The sequence below is a fragment of the Nostoc sp. 'Peltigera membranacea cyanobiont' 210A genome (assembly GCF_002246015.1).
Lineage (GTDB): Bacteria > Cyanobacteriota > Cyanobacteriia > Cyanobacteriales > Nostocaceae > Nostoc.
This window is the reverse complement of the sequence record NZ_NOLJ01000004.1, coordinates 625,523-646,970: the sequence shown is the minus strand read 5'-3', so window position 1 is coordinate 646,970 and position 21,448 is coordinate 625,523. Positions and strand designations below refer to the sequence as shown.

At 43.1% G+C, this 21,448-nt stretch carries 20 protein-coding genes; 11 read left to right on the top strand and 9 right to left on the bottom strand.

Annotation, left to right across the window (positions count from 1 at the left end; genetic code table 11):
• The first annotated feature begins 135 nt into the window (after positions 1-135).
• Together CDG76_RS15740 and CDG76_RS15735 are read left to right on the top strand one after the other, a co-directional pair.
• Positions 136-1,950 (top strand): proline--tRNA ligase, encoded by a 1,815-nt coding sequence (locus tag CDG76_RS15740; RefSeq protein ID WP_094349907.1) that lies wholly within the window; start codon positions 136-138, stop codon positions 1,948-1,950.
• 302 nt (positions 1,951-2,252) lie between these two features.
• Positions 2,253-2,864 (top strand): GerMN domain-containing protein, encoded by a 612-nt coding sequence (locus tag CDG76_RS15735; RefSeq protein ID WP_094349906.1) that lies wholly within the window; start codon positions 2,253-2,255, stop codon positions 2,862-2,864.
• Between the two features lie 64 nt (positions 2,865-2,928).
• Here CDG76_RS15735 and CDG76_RS15730 read toward each other — a convergent pair whose 3' ends face one another.
• The 3 genes from CDG76_RS15730 to efp all read right to left on the bottom strand — a co-directional run bounded on the left by CDG76_RS15730 (position 2,929) and on the right by efp (position 4,562).
• Complete coding sequence (locus CDG76_RS15730) at positions 2,929-3,276, bottom strand: ArsR/SmtB family transcription factor (RefSeq protein WP_094349905.1); 348 nt, start codon at positions 3,274-3,276, stop codon at positions 2,929-2,931.
• Positions 3,277-3,338: 62 nt separating this feature from the next.
• Complete coding sequence (gene accB, locus CDG76_RS15725) at positions 3,339-3,896, bottom strand: acetyl-CoA carboxylase biotin carboxyl carrier protein (protein WP_094349904.1); 558 nt, start codon at positions 3,894-3,896, stop codon at positions 3,339-3,341.
• 108 nt (positions 3,897-4,004) lie between these two features.
• Complete coding sequence (efp, locus tag CDG76_RS15720; protein WP_094349903.1) at positions 4,005-4,562, bottom strand: elongation factor P; 558 nt, start codon at positions 4,560-4,562, stop codon at positions 4,005-4,007.
• A 202-nt stretch (positions 4,563-4,764) separates the two neighbouring features.
• On the opposite strand from efp, the gene CDG76_RS15715 reads away from it, so the two are divergent.
• Entirely contained in the window at positions 4,765-5,871 is a 1,107-nt protein-coding gene (locus CDG76_RS15715; RefSeq protein WP_094349902.1) for a peptidylprolyl isomerase, read from the top strand.
• 45 nt (positions 5,872-5,916) lie between these two features.
• On the opposite strand, the gene CDG76_RS15710 is transcribed toward CDG76_RS15715, so the two are convergent.
• A complete protein-coding gene (locus tag CDG76_RS15710; protein ID WP_094349901.1) occupies positions 5,917-6,504 on the bottom strand; it encodes a Uma2 family endonuclease in 588 nt (195 codons plus the stop codon).
• 89 nt (positions 6,505-6,593) lie between these two features.
• Between CDG76_RS15710 and thiL the strand changes: the two genes are divergently transcribed.
• Positions 6,594-7,616, top strand: coding sequence for a thiamine-phosphate kinase (thiL, locus tag CDG76_RS15705; protein WP_094349900.1), 1,023 nt, complete (start codon positions 6,594-6,596; stop codon positions 7,614-7,616).
• A gap of 47 nt (positions 7,617-7,663) precedes the next feature.
• On the opposite strand, the gene CDG76_RS15700 is transcribed toward thiL, so the two are convergent.
• Together CDG76_RS15700 and nadD are read right to left on the bottom strand one after the other, a co-directional pair.
• Positions 7,664-8,677, bottom strand: a complete 1,014-nt coding sequence (locus CDG76_RS15700) for a type I glyceraldehyde-3-phosphate dehydrogenase (RefSeq protein WP_094349899.1) — start codon at positions 8,675-8,677, stop codon at positions 7,664-7,666.
• A gap of 116 nt (positions 8,678-8,793) precedes the next feature.
• Complete coding sequence (nadD, locus tag CDG76_RS15695) at positions 8,794-9,444, bottom strand: nicotinate (nicotinamide) nucleotide adenylyltransferase (RefSeq protein WP_094349898.1); 651 nt, start codon at positions 9,442-9,444, stop codon at positions 8,794-8,796.
• A gap of 403 nt (positions 9,445-9,847) precedes the next feature.
• On the opposite strand from nadD, the gene murC reads away from it, so the two are divergent.
• The 4 genes from murC (at position 9,848) to CDG76_RS15670 (ending at position 13,556) form a co-directional block, all read left to right on the top strand.
• Positions 9,848-11,311 (top strand): UDP-N-acetylmuramate--L-alanine ligase, encoded by a 1,464-nt coding sequence (murC, locus tag CDG76_RS15685; protein ID WP_094349896.1) that lies wholly within the window; start codon positions 9,848-9,850, stop codon positions 11,309-11,311.
• Positions 11,312-11,435: 124 nt separating this feature from the next.
• Positions 11,436-12,437, top strand: coding sequence for a UDP-N-acetylmuramate dehydrogenase (murB, locus tag CDG76_RS15680; protein WP_094349895.1), 1,002 nt, complete (start codon positions 11,436-11,438; stop codon positions 12,435-12,437).
• A gap of 173 nt (positions 12,438-12,610) precedes the next feature.
• Positions 12,611-12,958, top strand: a complete 348-nt coding sequence (locus CDG76_RS15675) for a YbaB/EbfC family nucleoid-associated protein (protein ID WP_094349894.1) — start codon at positions 12,611-12,613, stop codon at positions 12,956-12,958.
• 118 nt (positions 12,959-13,076) lie between these two features.
• Positions 13,077-13,556, top strand: a complete 480-nt coding sequence (locus CDG76_RS15670; RefSeq protein WP_094350023.1) for a low molecular weight protein-tyrosine-phosphatase — start codon at positions 13,077-13,079, stop codon at positions 13,554-13,556.
• Between the two features lie 211 nt (positions 13,557-13,767).
• On the opposite strand, the gene CDG76_RS15665 is transcribed toward CDG76_RS15670, so the two are convergent.
• Positions 13,768-14,451: a response regulator transcription factor gene (locus tag CDG76_RS15665; protein ID WP_094349893.1), complete on the bottom strand. Its 684-nt coding sequence runs from the start codon at positions 14,449-14,451 to the stop codon at positions 13,768-13,770.
• A gap of 651 nt (positions 14,452-15,102) precedes the next feature.
• Between CDG76_RS15665 and smpB the strand changes: the two genes are divergently transcribed.
• Both smpB and CDG76_RS15655 read left to right on the top strand, forming a co-directional pair.
• Positions 15,103-15,570 (top strand): SsrA-binding protein SmpB, encoded by a 468-nt coding sequence (gene smpB, locus CDG76_RS15660; protein ID WP_094349892.1) that lies wholly within the window; start codon positions 15,103-15,105, stop codon positions 15,568-15,570.
• Positions 15,571-15,752: 182 nt separating this feature from the next.
• Positions 15,753-16,034: a WGxxGxxG family protein gene (locus CDG76_RS15655; RefSeq protein ID WP_094349891.1), complete on the top strand. Its 282-nt coding sequence runs from the start codon at positions 15,753-15,755 to the stop codon at positions 16,032-16,034.
• Positions 16,035-16,089: 55 nt separating this feature from the next.
• Here the strand turns inward: CDG76_RS15655 and CDG76_RS15650 are convergent, their stop codons facing one another.
• Together CDG76_RS15650 and CDG76_RS15645 are read right to left on the bottom strand one after the other, a co-directional pair.
• Positions 16,090-17,508 carry an IctB family putative bicarbonate transporter gene (locus CDG76_RS15650; RefSeq protein ID WP_094349890.1) on the bottom strand — a complete coding sequence of 473 codons (1,419 nt, stop codon included), beginning with the start codon at positions 17,506-17,508 and terminating at the stop codon, positions 16,090-16,092.
• Between the two features lie 328 nt (positions 17,509-17,836).
• The gene (locus CDG76_RS15645) at positions 17,837-19,390 is read right to left on the bottom strand and encodes a GAF domain-containing sensor histidine kinase (protein ID WP_094350022.1); all 1,554 of its coding nucleotides are present in this window, start codon (positions 19,388-19,390) and stop codon (positions 17,837-17,839) included.
• A 740-nt stretch (positions 19,391-20,130) separates the two neighbouring features.
• Here CDG76_RS15645 and CDG76_RS15640 point away from each other — a divergent pair.
• A complete protein-coding gene (locus CDG76_RS15640) occupies positions 20,131-21,324 on the top strand; it encodes a DegT/DnrJ/EryC1/StrS family aminotransferase (RefSeq protein WP_190240861.1) in 1,194 nt (397 codons plus the stop codon).
• Positions 21,325-21,448 lie beyond the last annotated feature (124 nt).

The window sequence follows — 21,448 nt, the reverse complement described above, 5'->3', positions numbered from 1 at the left end:
CTTTGCCTACCTCGCAGGTTCAAAAACTAGGATACCTTCTGAATGCACCCAGGCGGACGAGGGTTTGTGTGGCCGCGATTTATAATCGCCAGGTGGTTTATAAACAAATTAGAGATTCTGGAAAGGGAATAAACGATGCGACTATCACAAATGTTATTCGTTACACTCCGGGATGATCCAGCTGATGCTGAGATTCCCAGTCATAAATTATTACTCCGTGCAGGTTACATTCGTCGCATCGGTAGTGGTCTTTATGCTTATTTGCCGCTGATGTGGCGGGTACTGCAAAAAGTTTCCCAGATTGTGCGGGAAGAAATGAACGCTACAGGCGCACAAGAATGTCTTTTGCCGCAATTACAACCCGCTGATTTATGGAAGGAATCAGGACGCTGGGACACTTACACCAAAGCTGAGGGAATTATGTTTTCCCTAATTGACCGCCGTGAGCAACAATTAGGATTAGGCCCAACTCATGAAGAAGTAATCACAGCGATCGCTCGTGATATGATTCGCTCTTATCGCCAGCTACCACTGCATCTCTACCAAATTCAAACCAAATTCCGCGACGAAATTCGTCCCCGCTTTGGTTTAATGCGCGGACGGGAGTTTATCATGAAGGACGGCTACTCTTTCCATGCCGATGAAGCCAGCCTCAAAGAAACTTACCAGGATATGTATAAAGCCTACAGCAATATCCTACGGCGTTCTGGTTTAGCTTTTCGGGCAGTAGAAGCTGATTCTGGTGCAATTGGTGGTTCTGGTTCCACAGAATTTATGATTTTGGCGGAAGCTGGTGAAGACGAAGTTCTCTACACTGAGGATGGCAAATACGCCGCTAACGTAGAAAAGGCTGTTTCTTTACCAATTGACGCTGAAACCTCACGGTTTACAAGCTATGAGAAACGCGATACACCTGGAACAGAGACGATTGAAAAGGTCTGTCAACTCCTCAACTCTTCTCCCACTCAATTAGTCAAAAATGTCCTTTATCAAACAGTTTATGATAATGGTTTAACGGTGTTAGTTCTGGTGAGTATCCGAGGCGATCAGGAAGTTAATGAAGTCAAGTTGCAAAATGAATTGACCAAATTAGCTTCTGAGTATGGTGCTAAAACTATTATTAGTTTGAATGTACCAAATGTAGAAGCCCAGCAAGTATGGACAACTAAATCTCTACCTTTAGGTTACATTGCGCCTGATATCGCAGATGAGTATATTACCGCCAATAAACAAATCCATCCCAAGTTTTTGCGCTTGGTTGATCAAACAGCCGTTGATTTAAAAAACTTTGTTACAGGCGCGAATGAAGCTGGTTATCACGTAGTTGGTGCTAATTGGGGTGAGCAATTTAAGTTACCAGAGCAAGTAGTAGATATTCGTAAATCAAGACCAGGCGATCGCGCCCTTCATAACCCAGAACAAACTCTTGCAAGCGCCCGTGGAATCGAAGCCGGTCACATCTTCCAATTAGGTACTAAATACTCCCAAGCGATGGGTGCAAGTTATACCAATGAACAGGGTGAAGAAAAGCCGCTATTTATGGGTTGTTTTGGTGTAGGCGTGTCGCGGTTAGCCCAAGCTGCCGTCGAGCAATCTTACGATAAAGATGGAATTATTTGGCCAGTTGCGATCGCACCCTACCACGCGATCGTCACAATTCCAAACATTAAGGATGCTCAACAAATCGAAATAGCCCAAAAACTTTACACAGAACTCAATCAAGCGGGAATTGAAACCCTACTAGATGACCGAGACGAACGGGCGGGAGTGAAATTTAAAGATGCGGACTTGATTGGCATACCTTATAGAATTGTAACCGGACGTGCGATCGCTAATGGCAAAGTTGAAGTTGTAGAAAGAGCCACCCGCAAATCGCAAGAAATAGTCATTGATGAAGTGACAACAACACTTAAGCAGTGGATTACAGAAGCAATAGGGCATAGGGCATAAGCATGGAGAAGAGACAAGGTAGAGACTTGTTCAATAATTCCCCCTTGTCTCCCTTGTCCCCTTGTCCCCAACTCCTAACTCCTAACTCCTAACTTTTCACTCTCAACTCCCCAAAATTTACATAATTTGGCAGGTGACGGATTAAAAATAAAAATCCTAAAATTATCTTAGGGACTTGCAGAATTAAAAGCCATCAAGTCTCCTCTAGATTGTGGGAAACTCTCTACTTGTAAGTATCGTCTTTAACCAGGCTGCTCCTCACATAACTACCATATCAGCCCTCAGTTAGGAAGGTTTTGAACATGAAAGACCAACAAGGATCTAATCGTATTTCTTCAGGCGTAATTGCAGCTGTATCAGCAGTGGTTGTAGCGGTGGGTGGTGGTGTAGCTTGGTTTACCACACAATCCAACAATACTCCTACACCGTCAAACCCTTCTGGCCGCATTGAACAGCCAGCACAGCCATCAACTAGACAGCCAGCTAATGAGCAAAGCCCGAACGTTTACTGGCTAAGACCAAAAGACAAAAATGTTACTTTGGTTCCTCAGCCTGTTAAAGTAGCTTCTGTATTACCCAACCAAGCTTTAGAAGCAGCTTTCCAAAGTTTGTTAGCAGGCCCAACAGAAGGGACAGATTCAACAACTATCCCTAAAGGAACCAAGCTATTAGGGCTGAAAGCGGAAAATAATGAAGTTCACGTTAATTTATCTGAAGATTTTACCAGCGGTGGTGGTAGCACCTCAATGATGGGCCGCGTGGGACAAGTTGTTTACACTGCAACAACTTTAAATCCCAAAGCCAAGGTGTACATTGACGTGAACGGCAAACCGTTGGATGTTTTAGGCGGTGAGGGTGTAGAGATACAACAACCACTCACTCGCGAACAGTTTCAGAAAGATTATCCCCTTTAGTCATTAGTCATTGGTCATTAGTCATTAGTCATTAGCAAAGGACAACTGACAAAGGACAAATGACCTAACGTTTGCTATTTAATACACGAAAATTACGGGCTTGCTGCTCTAACCTTGTGGCGAGGCGATCGCAAACCCGATTACACAACTCAAAAATCATTTGATCTTCCACCCGGTAATAGGCGCAAGTTCCTTCACTGCGGCGGCTAAGGATACCTGCTTGCCACATTACCTTCAGGTGTTTTGACACATTTGCCTGAGAAGTCTGTGTTGCCTCTACCAACTCTTGCACGCATTTTTCTTCATCCCGTAATAAGTGTAGCAGCCGTAGGCGCATTGGCTCACTTAACAGGCTGAAGTATTCAGCTACTTGTTGCACCACTTCTGGTGGTAAAGGCAACGTTTGTTTCATCAGGATTAACCCGCAAGGAAAGAAAATTTTAACAATGATTCACATCATATATACATTAATACTTAATCAGGGTTAATTCGCATCAAAGGTTGACCATATTCTACAGCGTCGCCATTTTGGAGGAGAATTTCCATCACCTGCCCAGAGACTTCGGCTTCGATTTCATTCATCAGCTTCATAGCTTCAATGATACAGACTGTTTGACCCTTGCGGACGCGATCGCCCACTTCCACAAATGCCGCTTCCCCAGGCGCAGGAGCGCGATAAAACGTTCCTACCATTGGGGAAGGCACTTCTACTAATCTTTGGTCAATGGTTGAGGGAGGACTTACTGACAACTGCAATTGTGTGCTAGTACCAGTATTCTCAAACACACGAGATGTGGACACCTCCGTTACCTGACTTCCGCTCACCTGGTTTCCCCCAGATGAACCTGATGTCAAGCCTGAACCTACCACACCGCCTAAAGTCCCTTGACCTACCGACAACATCTGATTGCTAATACTCACAGCCTTACGGACTGTTAGCTCAAAATCATCGCTTTTGAGTATGACTTCTGCAATATCTGTTTGTGCGATAGTTGCCAGAAGTTGGCGGATTTCATTAAAGTCCAATGGCACAGTTTTTATTACCTCGACCTATCCGTAAATTAGCATTTTAAGTGTGGCAGGGGATTAATCCCTATGTAGGGATTTAAATCGGGACTTGCATCTCCGTAGAGATGAAAGTTATTCCCTGCTGATATATTTATCTTCCTGGGTATCAACTTTGATGCGTTCTCCTTGGGAAATAAACAAAGGAACCATCACAACTGCACCAGTTTCCAGAGTTGCTGGTTTTGAGCCACCTGTGGCGGTGTCACCTTTTAAACCTGGATCTGTTTGGACAATTTCTAGAACCACAGACTTAGGCAATTCTACTCCTAGCACCTGTTCGCCCCACCGAATCACTTCGGCTTCCATACCTTCCTTAAGGTACTTGACGCGATCGCCAATTTGTTCACGAGTCAATCTGCCTTCTTCGTATGTTTCCATATCCATAAAGACAAACTCATCGCCTTCTTTATAGGTATGCTGCATCGTGCTTTTTTCTAGAGTGGCTTGCGGCACTGTTTCCCCTGCGCGGAACGTTTTTTCCATCACGCTCCCACTTTGGACATTTTTTAGCTTAGTTCGTACAAAAGCGGAACCTTTACCTGGCTTGACGTGTAGGAATTCAAGCACTCGCCATACAGACCCATCTAATACAATTGAAACACCGGGTCGAAAGTCGTTACTGGAGATCATGAAACTTTCAATTTTTGGAAGACAATCGGCATTTATTGTACCCTTCTAGGGTCGTCATTGGGCATTTGTCATTAGTTTAGTGTCATTGTCATTAGTGATTTTTCCTCTGCCCTAGACCTATGCTCCACTCATCACCTAACGTGGGAAGATTATTGATGGGTTACGTCCAGTCAACAATTCACTGCTGCATTTGAGTTATCCCATGCTTAACTTATTAAAATCCTGGCTGAAGAACAGCCTAATGGCAATACTGCTGGTAACAATATTTTTAGGCATAACTACAGCTGGGTGGACTCCCTCCAGTCGCGCCGCACTGCCAGCCGGCAATGCAATTACCGACGGAAAGGCTTTGTTGCGGTATGCACTCCCGATAGATAACAAACCTGTGCGGCAACTACAAGGCAGTTTAGAGGACATCTCTGCCCAACTGCGGGCGAATCGGCGTTGGGGTGCTATTTCCAAAGACATCAGCCAAGCATCCCGCATTCTCGATAAACCTTCCCAAATCTTAACAAGCGTTCCCGCAGAACGCCAACCCCAAGCCGAAGCTTGGATTACCGAGTTGAAATCTGGGGTGGGTAAATTGGAAGAATTGGCGAAGAGCAAAGATAAAGAACAAATTCTGGAAGAGAGAGGCAAACTTCTGAATCTTGTGACTCAGCTAGAAGAGTCAATGGTAAAACAATTCCCCTTTGAAGTACCTGCTGAGTATAGTAATCTGCCACAACTTAAAGGTCGTGCCACTGTAGAAATTAAAACCAACAAAGGCGATTTGTCCCTTGTAGTAGACGGTTACAGCGCCCCTGTAACTGCTGGTAATTTTGTAGATTTGGTAAATAGGGGTTTTTATAATGGCTTAGAATTTACCCGTTCTGAAGAATCTTACTTTCTCCAAACTGGAGATCCTGCTGGGAAAGATGTGGGTTTCATTGATCCAACAACTGGCAAATATCGTGCTATTCCCTTAGAAGTCTTAGTTCAAGGGGATAAAGCACCTACTTATGGCATTACTTTAGAAGAAGCTGGTCGTTACGTTGATATGCCAGTTCTACCTTTTTCTGCCTTTGGTGCAGTAGTGATGGCTCGTCCTGAAAGTGAAGTAAATGGTGGTTCATCACAATTTTTCTTCTTTTTGTTTGAACCAGAACTCACCCCCGCCGGACGCAACCTGTTAGATGGTCGTTATGCCGTTTTTGGCTATCTCACCGAAGGTAAAGAAGTTTTGGATAAACTGAAAGCTGGTGACAAAATCGAATCAGCAAAAGTGGTTCAGGGGATAGAAAATCTGGTTGAACCGCAAGCTGCATAAGAAGACACAGAGGGCAGGAGAAGAATAATTCTTGTACAGACGCGATTAATCGCGTCTCTCCTGATTCAGATTTCCGGCAGTGAATATCTGCTCAACTGCGATCCTTAATTCTGGAAAAGTTCGTGATACAATTTGCTGAGTAAGTGTAAAAACTGTTTCTTCGTAAAATCCATCTTCCAGTAGTAACACTGAAACTTTTGTTTCCAGTGGGTCTACAATCCAATATTCAGGAACCTCTAAGGCCGCATATTCTGAGCGTTTATAACGATAGTCCCGTTTCACCGACTCAGGACTAACCACCTCGACAACTAGTAACGGGGGTGACTCAAATACTGCTGAGGCATTTAACAATTCTCTAGCTTGCTCCAGTGTCACTACACACAAATCAGTCAACCTAGATTTATTTCTACCCGTTCTCACCCCACTTTCCCGAAAACACAGCCAAGTAGAGTTACAACGTTTGATTTCTGCTTTCAAGGCAGTATCCAAAAAATCGACAATCAGAAAATGTTCAATAGTAGGTGGGTTCATTAGCTCTAGCTTGCCATCCACCAGTTCATAATGAAAATCGCTACCATCATCATAGGTTAAGTACTCCTCAAATGTGATGCTGGTTACTGGTGTTGTTACCATTCCAACTGACTCCTAGACGATACCCTTATCTTAAACAGTAAAGTAAATCATCAGTTTTCTTAGTAATTTTGCAACACGGAAAACCGATTGTGAACAGTGATTTATCTTCTCAACAGGTAAAAGACATTGGCGAACAAGGTCTTTTAGAAAGATTACAGCGTTTCTGCCCAGCAGAAATGATCGGCGATGATGCCGCAGTACTTGAGACTGCACCAGAGCAATCTTTGGTAGTGACTACAGATGTCCTGGTTGATGGCGTTCATTTTAGCAACCTCACCACTTCCCCAGAAGATGCTGGTTGGCGGGCTGCTGCTGCTAATTTATCAGATTTAGCCGCAATGGGCGCTTCTCCATTGGGAATCACTGTCGGGTTGGGACTACCTGGTGAACTTAGGGTGAGTTGGGTAGAACGCTTGTACCAGGGAATGACAGAATGCCTGCAAAAATACAATACCCCGATTGTTGGGGGTGATGTGGTGCGATCGCCTGTTACTACTCTGTCAATTACCGCTTTTGGTCAAGTTAACCCTAGTCAAATTATCCGCCGTTCTGCTGCTGTTGTAGGAGATGCGATCGTTGTTACAGGCGTTCATGGAGCCTCCCATGCAGGCTTAGAACTGCTCTTGCATCCCGAACTAGGACAAAACCTCAAAGATGCAGAACGCACGGCTCTAATCCGCGCACATCAACGTCCACAACCACGATTAGATGTCTTACCAATCCTCTGGAAAATCTTAACTCCTAACTCCCAACTCTTCATTGCTGGTATGGATAGCAGCGATGGTTTGGCAGATGCGATTATCCAAATTTGCCGCGCCAGTGGCGTTGGCGCTGTTTTAGAACACAGACAAATTCTCGTACCAAAAACTTTTAATCATTGGTTGCCACCAGAGCAAGCGTTAAAATATGCTCTATATGGTGGCGAAGACTTTGAATTGGTACTGTGTTTACCACAAAAATTAGCATCAACCTTAGTGCAACATCTTGGTGAAGGTGCTGTGATCGCAGGCAAGATTACAGCCGGATCGACAGTAATATTGCACGACGAGCAAAAAAAATTCCCTGACCAAGTTCTAAATCTTAGCCAGGGATTTCAACATTTTGGTCAATAGTCTTTTGTGATTTTTCTAATGACTAATGACCAATGACTAATAATAAATTATTGCCATTTTTCAGCTACCAATTCTGCCAAATCCAAGACTCGTTGGCTGTAACCCCACTCGTTGTCATACCACGCCATAACTTTTACTAAGTCATTACCCAAGACCAAAGTCAAATTGGCATCGACAATCGAAGAAGCATCACTACCTTGATAATCAGAGGATACCAGTTCTAGTTCGCTGTAGTCCAAAATTCCTTTAAGTGGGCCTTCGGCAGCATCCTTGAGAGCTTGGTTAACTTCTTCAGTAATAGTACGCTTCTCAACCTGAACTACGAAATCTACCATTGAGACGTTCGGGGTTGGTACGCGCAAGGCAACACCATTTAGCTTGCCTTTGAGGTCTGGGATAACCAGCGCCACTGCTTTTGCTGCGCCAGTAGAGGTGGGTACAATGTTTATCGCTGCGGCCCTCGCCCGTCGCAAATCCCGGTGAGAAGCGTCTAGCAATCGCTGATCGCCTGTATAGCTGTGGGTAGTGGTCATCGTACCTTTGATGATGCCGAACTTATCGTTCAACACCTTGGCGATTGGTGCCAAGCAGTTGGTAGTACAGCTAGCATTACTGATAATGTTGTGTTTGTTGTGGTCATAGTCATGATGATTCACACCAACCACAAAAGTGCCATCCTCGTTTTTACCAGGAGCGGTAATCAGAACTTTCTTGGCTCCAGCATTTACGTGCTTGAGCGCTCCTTCTTTGCTAGTAAATACCCCGGTTGCTTCGATAATTAGGTCAATTCCCCAATCTTTCCAGGGCAAGTTTTCGGGATTGCGATCGGACACGCACTTAATGGTCTTACCGTTGACGATGATAGAGTTATCATCGGCACTAATCTCAGCACCTTTGATCTTGCCTAGCATTGAGTCATACTTTAGCAGGTGAGCATTGGTTCTAGGATCTGAAGTGTCATTAATAGCGACAAGATCGATTTGACTATTCTCTCTACCCACCCAACAACGCGCAAAGTTACGTCCAATCCGCCCGAAACCGTTGATTGCAACTCTAATCACAGTGTCTTGCCCTCTGTATTTATGCTTATATGTTGATATCGTTGACCCCAATCATATCGCAAAGGGGGGGGGCACTTTTAACCATAAAGTGTTAGATCAATAAAAAAACACATAATTTATTCAGATTTGTAAGAGTAGAGATTGTTGTTAGTGATATATGATCTGACCGCTTCCGGGACTAAATAACGAATTGACTGGCGTTCGCCCTTGGCGTTGACGAAGTTATCGCGACAAAATTTGCGAATTAGACTTGACGAAACTCCTACGAAAGGTATATTCAAGAGTTGCCAGTGAATGATCACAGACTCCTCCTTGAGTTGTTGCTCCACTTGCTTGCAGATTAATTTGCTTTGAGTTATAGTCTCACCACCTAGCAGTCGGGGTGCGATTAACCAATCACACATTTGTGCTAATTCGTGTCCCCGGTACCAACGGGGTAAGGTTTGGAAAGTATCCAAGCCCACAATCCAGTACCAGTGAGTATTTGGGTAACAAGCAGATAAGTCAATCAGGGTGTTAATGGCATAAGAAGTACCAGAGCGATTAGTCTCCACTAGTGAGACAGTAAATGCTGGGTTATCTTTTATTGCTAATTGCAGCATTTGCAGACGATGCTCAAACAAAGCTGCTTCTTTGTGAGGAGGATTTAGGGTTGGTACCCAAATTACCTTTTCAAGGGAGACTTGATGCAAAGCTGTCTCGGCTACGAGCAGGTGTCCCCAATGAATTGGATCGAATGTGCCACCAAAAATTGCTAGTCGCTGCATCCAGATAAGCCTGGGTTATATGCAATTGAAAAATAGTTTCATTACCAATGTACTATTGTACTCAATTCACGCCTAAACTTGATGCAATTTCAATTTAGTTTCACTAAACAATGTATTATGTAGCCAATTCCAGTAAGGTAGACAAAAATATGTATTTGACATTACAAGAATTTCTTTCCCGATGCGGCCAAAATTTTCAGAATAATCTTAAGAACAGTTCAGAAATAGCAAAAACCTCTAACCAAGGTAAAATCATTCTCAACCAGGAAAACCAGAGCAGAAACATCATTTGGGCATCAAACATGAACATGATACAGGAGTAGTTACGGTAAAAATCAAATTCCTGTTATGATACGCGTGTCATTTGTGATTATGGTGTGGTGTGGTGTAAGAGGAGCAATAAATGACTAATTCTGTAGATTTTAGTGGTAGACCATTTCATTTCATTGGCATCGGTGGCATAGGTATGTCTGCTCTGGCATACGTTCTTGCAAAGCGTCAATTTCCAGTATCAGGTTCGGATCTTCGTCCTAACCACATTACGCACAAGTTGGAATCTATCGGCGCTCATATTTTTGGTAAACAAGAGGCAAGCAATCTCGAATTCTTTCACCCTCAGGTATTGGCTAATCCAGTAGTATTAAATTCACAAGAAGAATTACCTGCTGATACTAAGTCAAAACTGCCTCAAGTCATTTGTTCAACAGCAATTAACACTAATAATTTAGAATACAAAGCAGCACTGGAATTAGGTTGTCCAGTTTTACATCGTTCAGATGTATTAGCAGCTTTAATTGCCGATTACTACAGTGTTGCAGTGGCAGGAACACACGGCAAAACTACAACCAGTAGCATGATTGGCTATATGCTTCTGGAAGCAGGCCTAGACCCAACAATTATAGTCGGTGGCGAAGTCAATGCTTGGGAAGGTAATGCTCGATTAGGGCAAAGCCAATATTTGGTAGCCGAAGCAGATGAATCAGATGGTTCTCTGGTAAAACACGCTCCCGAAATTGGTATCATCACCAATATTGAACTCGATCACCCTGACCACTACGATACATTAGAAGAAGTTATTGACATCTTCCAGACATTTGCTAAGGGTTGTAAAACGTTAATAGGTAGCATTGACTGTGCGACAGTGCGCGATCGCTTGAAACCCACAATCAGCTACAGCTTACACTCAGATACCGACGCTGATTACACCGTCACCAATATTGATTATCGTGCTGATGGTACCACGGCTTTGGTTTGGGAAAGAGGCAAAGCTTTGGGCGTTTTAAAGTTGCGTTTGCTCAGTCGGCACAATCTCAGCAATGCCCTAGCCGCAGTAGCTGTTGGTCGCGTTTTGGGCTTAGAATTTGGAGCAATTGCCAAAGGTATCGCCACTTTTGAAGGAGCAAGACGACGCTTTGAGTTCCGAGGTGAAGTCAATGGCATTACCTTCATTGATGACTATGCTCATCACCCTAGCGAGATTCGCGTTACTCTCGCCGCCGCACGTTTACAGGCAAGACCAGGGCAAAGAGTGGTTGCCATCTTCCAACCCCATCGCTATAGCCGTACACTGACCTTTTTAGAAGAATTTGCCGAGTCTTTTACCCATGCTGATTTGGTGGTGCTGACTGATATTTACAGTGCAGGCGAACCTAATTTAGGGCAAATTAGTGGTGAACGTCTAACGGCGGAAATTGCTAAACAGCATTCGCAGGTAGTTTATCAACCAACTTTACCCGCAGTGTGTGATTACTTGCTAGAAACACTACGCCCAGGAGACTTGGCACTGTTTTTAGGGGCTGGAAATTTGAACCAGGTGATTCCTGAAGTAATTACGGCACTTTGTGAGCCGGCTAAAGCCACATCCTAAGTGGAAACTTTGCGAAGTTTTATTTCTGAGCAAAGCGCCCTTCTCGCAACGGTTTCATCTGTGAACTCTATTACCGTATCTTTGCGGTAGATTAATGTAAAAATTTTACCAAAACAAAGTAAAGATGACCATTTCCCAGGCAGCTGGAAAAGTCTGCACAGTTTCTGCTTTGAATACAAAGAAACAGCAAACAGCTAATTCAGTGGAGAGCGAAGTAATTTACTTACCCAATACTGATTGTGCGATCAAGTCCCAGGCTTGTTTGTCAGCATTTACTTCCTATAGAGTTGGGGGAGCAGCTGATTTATACGTTGCCCCCCGAAACTTAGAAGCACTGCAAGCAAGTCTTAAATACGCAAAAGAACGTAATTTAAAGGTGACAACACTGGGCGCAGGTTCTAACTTGCTGGTAAGCGATGGTGGTATATCAGGCTTAGTTATTGCTACTCGTCATCTCCGCTTCAACCACTTTGACCCCCAAACCGGTCAATTAACCGTTGCTGCCGGAGAATCAATTCCCAGCTTGGCATGGGCGGCAGCAGAATTAGGTTGGCAAGGATTGGAGTGGGCTGTTGGCATCCCCGGAACAGCAGGAGGTGCTGTGGTGATGAACGCAGGGGCACATAATAGCTGTATCGCAGATATGTTAGTTAGTGCCGAGGTACTTTCACCCGATGGTACGCTGGAAACTCTTACCCCGGAACAGTTAGGTTATAGCTACCGGACTTCATTATTGCAAGGTGGCGATCGCATAGTCACCCAAGCTACCTTACAACTCGCGCCAGGTGCAGACCCAGCAAAAGTTGTGGCAATTACCAAAGAACACAAAAAGCATCGGTTAAGCACCCAACCATATAACTTCCCCAGTTGTGGCAGTGTGTTTCGCAATCCCAAACCTTACAGTGCTGGCTGGTTAATTGAACAAACTGGTCTGAAAGGCTACCAAATCGGTGGGGCACAAGTAGCACTACTACATGCTAATTTTATCGTTAATCGTGGTGGAGCAAAAGCTAGTGATATCTTCTGTCTCATTCGCCACATCCAACATCAAGTACAAGAACGTTGGTCTATTAATTTAGAGCCAGAAGTCAAAATGCTCGGAGAGTTTCAAGGTGCTTGTGGATAAAGAATGGGGAATGGGGAGATGAGGTAGAAGAATATAAGAACCAATGTTCAATACCCTACTCCCTACTCTCAACTCTATGACGCATTAATTATTGGTAAAAAAAGAGTCAAATTACTTACCGCATCTATAATTGAATTTGATTTGTTATTCAACGCACACGCGTACAAATAATTATGACAGGAAAAGGACAGGGATTCGGCTTTGGCTTAGGAAAAATGAAAGAATTAGCCGAAGCTTTTAAAAAAGCGCAGCAAGTTCAAGAAGGCGCAAAGCGACTCCAAGAAGAATTGGAGCAAATGGAGATTCAAGGAGAATCTGGCGGTGGTCTGGTGAAGGTAATTGTCAGTGGAAACCAAGAACCCAAGCGAGTGGAAATTTCTCCAGATGCTTTAACAGAAGGTGCAGAAGTACTTTCTGATCTTGTAACAGTGGCAATGAAAGAAGCCTACAACAAGTCCACAGCAACAATGCGGGAACGTATGGAAGAATTAACCAGTGGGTTGGAGTTACCTGGATTTTAGTCATTGGTCATTAGTCATTAGTCATTGGTCATTAGTCATTGGTCATTAGTCAAAAGACAAAGGACAAAAGACTATTGACAAAGGGCAAATGACTATTGACAAAGGACAAAGTATATCTATGCCTTACAAGTTGCTGTTTGTCTGCTTAGGTAATATCTGCCGATCGCCATCGGCAGAAAACGTCATGAATCATCTAATTGAGCAGGCTGGCTTGAGCGAACACATCCTCTGTGACTCTGCTGGTACATCTAGCTATCACGTTGGTAGCTCACCTGACAGACGCATGAGTGCGGCGGCGGCTGCTAAGTTGGGAATTAAACTGCGTGGTCGAGCACGCCAGTTTCAAAAGTCAGACTTTCAAGACTTTGATTTGATTTTGGCTATGGATCGAGAAAATTATGAGAACATCCTCACTCTCGATCAAACTAAGCAATATCAGCATAAAGTGCGTTTGATGTGCGAGTTTTGCTCTCGACACACTCTAAAGGAAGTTCCAGATCCCTATTACGGTGGTCAAGAGGGATTTAATCAGGTTATTGATTTACTGATCGATGCTTGTGAAGGTCTGCTCACAAAAGTTAAAAGTGAAGAGTTATGAGTGAGGAGTTATGAGTTAGATCATGTCCGGGTAATTAATTAGTTATGATTTCCACAATCATTGCACCCCACCCCCAGCCCCTCCCCGCCTGCGGGGAGGGGAGACAAAGCGTAGCTTTGGCGGGGTGGGGTTCTTGAGGTTTAATAAGTAACCAAGCGGACGTGATATTAGGAGTTTTAATTCCTCACTCCTAACTCTTAACTCCTAACTTTTATTCCACTAAACCATGCTTCATCGCAAAACGGACTAATTCCGCGCGGTTGCTGGTTGAGGTTTTTCTCAATAAACTGCTAACGTACTTTTCCACAGTTCGAGGACTCAGGTGTAGCTGATGACCCATTTCGGCATTAGAAAGACCGTGAGTTAATAACTCTAAGACTTCCTGTTCTCTGTGAGTTAGGGCTGAGTGGAGATGAGATTGCTGAATTTGAGTGGACAGAGAATTATGGGCATCCCCCGCTTTTGTCAAGCCGGAAATGCCCAAACTATCTTTATGAGAAAAACGATACTCTGATTGGATAATTTGCGATCGCTCCAAAAGATTGCGGATTGCTGCTGCTAACTCTTCCAGTTCAAAAGGCTTGGGTAAGTATAAATCGCACCCTGACTGGTAGCCCAGAATTCTTTCTTGGGTCTTAATGCGTGCCGTTAATAAAATTACAGGCAATAAACGAAATACTGGTTGTTGACGCACCCGGCGCACCAGTTCATAGCCATTCATCCGTGGCATAACAATATCCGTGACAATCAAATCAGGATGATACTCATCCACCATAAACAAAGCCTCTTGACCGTCATTAGCCGTGATCACTGAGTAGCCAGACAGTTCAAGATAGTCGCTAACAGACAGACGAGTGCCCAAATCATCATCCACTACAAGGATCGTCAAGGGCATGGATAATACACCCCTAGCATTTTTTTACTCAGAAATTTGCTTTTATGTACTCCGTTACTGAACACAGACAATAATAGTGTTCTTATGTTTCATACTATGACAGGATTACCAGCTAATGAGTGCTCTCAGGGTTTATTTATAAAGAAAATCTTAAATCATTAGGAAGGTTAACTAAGTGTAACCACCTTAGACTCCCTGTGCTTAGGAGGTATAGAGAGCTTTGTAATTTGTAACAACTCATCAATCAAGGAGAGTAAATGTTCATTAGCGTCATACCAATTATTTGTCAGGATTTATGCAAAAAGGGAGTGAGGGCAATTCATCTAAACGCAAAGAAGCAAGTTACGCGGAGTCTTTCGTACAAGCGGCTTCCCAAGGGTATTGCCTTTACTTGATGTGTAAGTCCTATTTGTGAAACTGCACAAAATCAGGCTTGGTGAGACAAGTTGCTCAAGTAACTTGTTCTATGAAACCTCAGAGGTAATGGCTATCAGCTAACTTAAAGTTGCCAGAAAACCTTAATTGTGAACTTAGAAAAGCTAAATTAGTGATATACAGTTCACCATTTCTAGCGGTTCTAAGATACACCGTATAATTCACAAGCCAATCCAAATAATTTTTTAGGTACATTTAAAGCACACAAAATTATCAATGAGCGACAAGAACGAAGGTTACAAAGTTATTTGCGACAACCGTCAAGCCCGTTATTTGTATGAAATTCTAGAAACTTACGAAGCTGGAATTGAGTTGACAGGAACAGAGGTGAAGTCGATTCGTGCGGGTAAAGTCAATCTCCAAGATGGCTATGCTTTGCTTCGCAATGGCGAAGCATGGTTGATCAATGTGCATATCTCGCCTTACAACGCTAGTGGACAATATTTTAATCATGAACCACGGCGTACACGCAAGCTATTATTGCATCGTCAAGAACTCCGTAAGCTAATTGGCAAAGTCGAACAGCAGGGTTTAACTTTAATCCCTTTGAAAATGTATCTCAAACGAGGCTGGCTAAAAGTGAGTATAGCCCTTGGCAAAGGTAAAAAGCTCCACGATAAACGAGAAGACCTGAAACGACGCCAAGACCAGCGTGACATTCAACGGGCAATGAAAAGCTATTAAGGGTAACGTGTGGTCAAACTACCATACCAGAATGAGAAATCGATTACTGTTAAAACCATGTTGTATATCCACAGCGTGAGTTATGAAAATGCCTAGTTTATAGCCGCAGATTGATTTTGTTAAGGTTGAGAACCGATATAGTGGTGAGTAACTTCGGATGACATCAGGAACTTTTACAACTTATGAAAAGTAATTTCATTACAGCTGTTGGCGCTGGCGTTCTCACCTTGAGTATGGGAATTTTACCTTTAACTCTATCTGCACAAGCTCAGACAACTAATGATACCGGAACCACTACTACTGCTCCAACAACGACTACTGAGGATCGCAACGATTTTGATTGGGGTTGGCTAGGATTGCTTGGTTTATTCGGTCTAGGCGGGTTGGCTGGCAAAAAGAACGATCGCGAACCTGTAGCTTATCGCGATCCTAATGCCCCAAGTGCCACTACCTACAGAGATTAGACAATTCAAAAGTTGTCAGTTGTCCGGTAAGAAAACAACTGACAACTTATTTATGTTAATTTACTGCTGGTTCTGAGTTAGTTGTATTTGTCTGGTTTTGAGCTAAAGGTGTCCAGTAGCTGGCAATTAAGGCAACGATGAGCCACCAGAGGGTATTGACTTCAGGACGATACCAGACAGTATCTACAGTACCGTGAGCTAGCATACCCAACAAAATAGCGATCGCTCCAATTAACCAAAATCCCTCTACACTTCTGATTTGTCGCAATCGTCGCACTTGCAAAAGTGCCGTATTAAATGTGACAATTAGTAGCCAGAGAAAGCAGGCTAAACCAACAAAGCCAGTTTCTACAGTCACTTCAAACAATATTGAATAGGCGCTTAAAGCAGTGTAACGAGGGCGTTGGTACAGGGGATAAACTTTATTAAAAGAGCCGTGACCAGGCCCAATGCCGAAAATCGGGCGATCGCGAATCATTTCAAAAACAGCATCCCACACATTTCGGCGAAAATTATTACTGCTATCCTTACGGTCGGCAAAAATACTAAACACTCGCAGCCGCACTGGCTCTACAAATATCACTGCTAGCACCAATACGCCGATCAAACCTCCTAAAACAATCGGTATTGACCAAGTACGCCAAAAACGAGGCATTTCCACGCTTTTCCAATAAAGTAGCAATGCCATCACAGCTAACACTGCCACCACTAGTCCAATCCAACCGCCACGACTAAAAGTCAGAATCAAGCAGGAAATATTGACAATTAGCATTGTTAATGCAAGAGCTTTTTTAGGCCAACTTTGCCATACGAAAATTGCCACTAAGCTAAAAATTACTGCTGGTAGGAGGTATCCAGCCAATAAGTTGGGATTGCCTAAATAACTGTAGACTCTTGTAGTCTTAGACATAGGAGATTCTGGATCAACCCAAGTCGCCAGTGCTGTGGCTCCAAAAAACCATTGCCGCAACCCATATACACTAACAATTAACGATACGTGCAGATAAAGGATGATAATCCAAGAACGAAGGCGAGGCGACCTTAATACCCTGGCACAAAGGGTAAATAGTAGCAAATACAAGGTTAAGGTTCCCAAGTCGTTAAGTGCCGCCTTTTTCACTGGTGATAAAGCTGTTGCGACTGCGGCAACTCCCCAGTAGAGCAATACCAGCAAGTGAATGGGAGTGACTGACGAGACATTTGCTGGTGTTACTTCATCAGATAAAGTCAACAACAGCCAAAATCCGACACAAGCCACCAGCAAAAAACCCACCAATGTACTAGAAGCAAAAGGTGCTAGAGCATATATTAAGCTGAGTAAAGCCGCTGCGATCGCATCTCCCCACTGGAGCAAGACGCTAGTTTGCCGCCAAGAACTTAGCAGTCCCACCAGAGAGCGGTGTACATAACTGGTAGCAAGATATTCTTTGAGCGGTAAAGTTGATAGAGTAAATCGTTGCCAGACTAAATTCATAAAAAACATTGCGATCAATTAGCCTGCCGACGCAGAACTTGGAATTGATCATAATGCCTATAGCTATAAAAAGGTAATAACAGAAATTACACATCGCATGATGGCGCTCTTATTCCTAGCCATCATCCAATAGGAAGTTAAGATAGTTCTTCATATACTTAGTACAGCTTGACGTAAAATAGTGGTGAATTGAGGGTTGAAATTTAAAGGCATAGGTAAGCGCAAAAGCACACAGAGAATTAATCAAATCTAGATAGAAAATACGTCTTTCCCAATCTCCATTACCCCTTATCCCCAGAGGGGACCCCACAATCCCCAATCCCCACGATCAGACATCGCTAATTGCTTGTGAGGAAGTCGCTAGTTGCAGTGGCAAAGAAAGCACATAACGATATCCTGATTCTGGTGAACCTTGAATCAAAATATGTCCACCATGCAATTCTGCCAGTTGACAACTTAGTAATAGACCTAAGCTTTCACGAGAAAGACTTCCATGTGATTTAGCTAAATTTATACCTGAACTAGTAGCAAAGAAATTTGAGTGGGAATCACTCAAGTTTTTGGAATTTTCTACTGCTACTGATGAAGTATCTAGTTGTTCTTGTCTTTCTGTATGAGTATTGTAAGTTGCTAATTCACCTGTAAGCTCCAGCAGCGACAAAGAATTGAGACGGAAGTAAGGATCGACCTCTGTTATCCCGTCCCCTAACCAGGGATGGGAAACCCAAATAGTAATGTTGAGCGTATCTTCTTTGTAAGAAACATGAATGCGAACAATGCTACCTGTAGCCGAAAGTTGAATCACACTGAAAACCAGATGATAAAGCATTTGCCGCACCTTGTCTTTATCTAAAGGCCAAATGCGACTGCGTCCCGGTTCTATAGACAGGCGAATATCTTGCTCGCGACGATTAGCTACTTCTTCTAGGGTATTGATAGCTTGTTGGCATAGCATTTCAATATCCACGGGAGCTAGATTTAGCACCGTTGAGTTTTCATCCATAGTTCCTAGTTCGGTAATTTCGTTTACTAGGGAAAGTAAGTACTTACCACTGTGTTGGATAATTTCCAAATATTCTCTCTGCTTAGTCGTCAAAGGCCCATAAATCTCACGTCCCAAAACACTAGCCATACCGAGTACAGATGTTAAGGGCGTGCGTAACTCCTGAGTTAGCTGACTCAAAAGCTCTAGCTTCAGTTGTTTAGTAGAAACAGAGTCGCTATCTTGAGTGGATGCAGTGATTTTAATCTCAGTGTTACGTTCCTCATTCAGTGAAAATATCGGAACGTTCTTAGCAGCGCTTGATTCGAGTTTCCCTTGCAAGAGTCGGTTACGTTCAAATTCACTCATGCTCCAACGAGCAATGATTTGTAAAAACTCAATGTCTCTAGTTGTAAAATTGCGTGGGACTAAATCCATCACCGCCAATGCACCCAAACAATGTCCCTCAGCATCAATTAGTGGCGCTCCTAAGTAAGCACGAATACCATAATCTTGCACCAACTTGCTACTAGCAAGGACTGGATCAGTAAGTTTATGTGTATCATTAATTACAAATATTTGAAAGCTCTCCACTACTTGAGTACAAAATGATTCCCGGCGTAGTAGTTGGCGGCTTTGGGCCAAATGATTCATTAGTCCTAGTCTAGATAAGCCCACCGCCGACTTGAACCAGTGGCGTTCTTGATCTACAAATCCCAATATGGAAATTGGCGCTTCCAAAAAGTGGGCAGCAGTCTGTGTGGCTTCTTCAAAAACCGGAATCGTTTCTGGTTGCCGCAAACCTAAATCCGACAAAGCTTTGAGGCGTTGCTGTTCTCTTGATTCATGAGAATCCCAACCGTCCTTTAGGGCAAATAATTTGTTTTCAGGCTCTATCATTGCCACTGCTACCTTAATAATTTCTCGATCGTGTAATTGATCCAAGTCCTATTTCTAGGTTATCAATTGCTATTTTTAAGCATTCCCTAATTTTGCCTCTGACAAACAAATTTAGGGCAAAATTTTTTTCTCCCTTCCATTAAGCCAAGATGTGGTGTCTGCTAGTTACTAGTTACTGGTGCTGAATGTTCTTTATTTAGCACTGGTGTAGTCTTTCTTGGTTGAGATTTTGCAATCAGACTGCGTTAGATTTGGATTCAGCCAGGGTAAGCTAATGCTAAGGATACAATACAAAGGGGCTGTCATTCTTTATGTACATAAGGGAAAATTTTTACTGGAACATTCAAAGTAAATTTACTTAAAATAATAGACATTAGTGTAATTAAATATAGACATTTTACTGATAACAGCTAGTGCCCAGAGATGATAATCCTAGTGCAGGATGACCTAAATAGGCCAACCATATCCCTACGGATTAGCAAGCTATCAAATTATTGAAAAGCCCACTTTCTGAACTTTTTGAATTTTGAGAGAAGTTGGAGTGGCGGCTTCAGAGAAGTCTGATGGCAACTTCGGTTGCTCAAATTAAGAGGGCGTGATTTTGAATTAACCATAATCGCCTAAATAGTTGATCTAAGCCTTTACCCAATAGATTAAATCTATGACAATTTCATACCGAAAATTGTACAAGGTTTTCTATTTTTTCCATGTGAGGAAACATTTTTTGAGGACGACTGGTAATGAATAAAATGACTATTAGAGTTCCGTTTGTAGACCTGAAGTTACAACATGAACCAATTCAAACACAATTGCAAGATGCAATCCAATCTGTATTGGAACGGGGAGATTTCATTTTAGGGCAAGCACTTTCAGATTTTGAAGCAGCATTTGCGGCAGTATCTGGTACAGCTTATGGAGTTGGTGTGGCATCAGGAACAGATGCGATCGCTCTGGGATTACAAGCGTGTAATATTGGTGCTGGCGATGAAGTAATTTTACCCGCAAATACTTTTATCGCCACCTTAATTGGAGTGCTACGTGCTGGCGCCAAGCCAATTTTGGTAGATTGCGATCGCCAAACTGCTTTAATTGATTTAAGAGAAGCAGCAAAGGCAATTACGCCTCAGACCAAAGCAATTATCCCTGTGCATCTCTATGGTCAGATGGTATCACCACGCGATCTAGTGAACTTTGCCGATACCTACAAACTCCTAATTTTTGAAGATGCCGCCCAAGCCCATCTGGCCCAAAGAGACGGATATTACGCTGGTTCAGTAGGAATAGCAGCAGCTTTTAGTTTCTATCCCAGCAAAAATTTGGGAGCATTTGGGGATGGGGGAATGCTGCTGACACGAGATTCAGATGTAGCGCAGAAGATGGTGCGTTTGCGAAATTATGGTGCATCGCAAAAGTATTTTCATACTGAACCAGGTACGAATAGCCGCTTGGACACTTTGCAAGCAGCAATTTTGCACAAAAAACTCCCATATTTGCCGCAGTGGAATCGCGATCGCTTGACTATTGCCCAGCAGTATGATAAACAACTAGCACCCTTGGCAACTGCTGGAATTATCCCTATAGAAAATCAAAGTGATACAGGACACGTTTATCATCTTTATGTGATTAAAGTAGATGATTCTTGCCCAATAGAACGCCAGCAACTCCAGGAAAAACTCACAGCCGCGGGAATACAAACTGGTATTCACTACCCAATTCCTTGTCATCTCCAGCCAGCATTTACTAACTTAGGCTATCAACCAGGAGATTTTCCCCAAGCAGAGAAGTTGTCAAAGCAAATATTATCATTACCGATGTATCCTGGTTTGAGTAGTAGCCAAGTTAAAGAAGTTGTAGCAGCGATCGCCAATGCAGTCTCAACAAGTTATCAGGTAGATAATCTATCTCCTGCCGACCTGGGCAGCGTTGTAGCCTGAAGTTAATTCATACTTAATGTACATCTAAAAATTAGACATTTGTCATTTGTCATTTGTCAATAGTCATTTGTCCTTTGTCCTTTGTTAAAAACTAATGACCAATGACCAATGACCAATGACCAAT

Coding starts and splice junctions, on each gene's coding strand:
- CDG76_RS15740 (WP_094349907.1), top strand. CDS start 136: ATGCGACTATCACAAATGTTATTCGTTACACTCCGGGATGATCCAGCT.
- CDG76_RS15735 (WP_094349906.1), top strand. CDS start 2,253: ATGAAAGACCAACAAGGATCTAATCGTATTTCTTCAGGCGTAATTGCA.
- CDG76_RS15730 (WP_094349905.1), bottom strand. CDS start 3,276: ATGAAACAAACGTTGCCTTTACCACCAGAAGTGGTGCAACAAGTAGCT.
- efp (WP_094349903.1), bottom strand. CDS start 4,562: ATGATCTCCAGTAACGACTTTCGACCCGGTGTTTCAATTGTATTAGAT.
- CDG76_RS15715 (WP_094349902.1), top strand. CDS start 4,765: ATGCTTAACTTATTAAAATCCTGGCTGAAGAACAGCCTAATGGCAATA.
- CDG76_RS15710 (WP_094349901.1), bottom strand. CDS start 6,504: ATGGTAACAACACCAGTAACCAGCATCACATTTGAGGAGTACTTAACC.
- nadD (WP_094349898.1), bottom strand. CDS start 9,444: ATGCAGCGACTAGCAATTTTTGGTGGCACATTCGATCCAATTCATTGG.
- murC (WP_094349896.1), top strand. CDS start 9,848: ATGACTAATTCTGTAGATTTTAGTGGTAGACCATTTCATTTCATTGGC.
- murB (WP_094349895.1), top strand. CDS start 11,436: ATGACCATTTCCCAGGCAGCTGGAAAAGTCTGCACAGTTTCTGCTTTG.
- CDG76_RS15675 (WP_094349894.1), top strand. CDS start 12,611: ATGACAGGAAAAGGACAGGGATTCGGCTTTGGCTTAGGAAAAATGAAA.
- CDG76_RS15670 (WP_094350023.1), top strand. CDS start 13,077: ATGCCTTACAAGTTGCTGTTTGTCTGCTTAGGTAATATCTGCCGATCG.
- CDG76_RS15665 (WP_094349893.1), bottom strand. CDS start 14,451: ATGCCCTTGACGATCCTTGTAGTGGATGATGATTTGGGCACTCGTCTG.
- smpB (WP_094349892.1), top strand. CDS start 15,103: ATGAGCGACAAGAACGAAGGTTACAAAGTTATTTGCGACAACCGTCAA.
- CDG76_RS15655 (WP_094349891.1), top strand. CDS start 15,753: ATGAAAAGTAATTTCATTACAGCTGTTGGCGCTGGCGTTCTCACCTTG.
- CDG76_RS15650 (WP_094349890.1), bottom strand. CDS start 17,508: ATGAATTTAGTCTGGCAACGATTTACTCTATCAACTTTACCGCTCAAA.
- CDG76_RS15645 (WP_094350022.1), bottom strand. CDS start 19,390: ATGATAGAGCCTGAAAACAAATTATTTGCCCTAAAGGACGGTTGGGAT.
- CDG76_RS15640 (WP_190240861.1), top strand. CDS start 20,131: ATGAATAAAATGACTATTAGAGTTCCGTTTGTAGACCTGAAGTTACAA.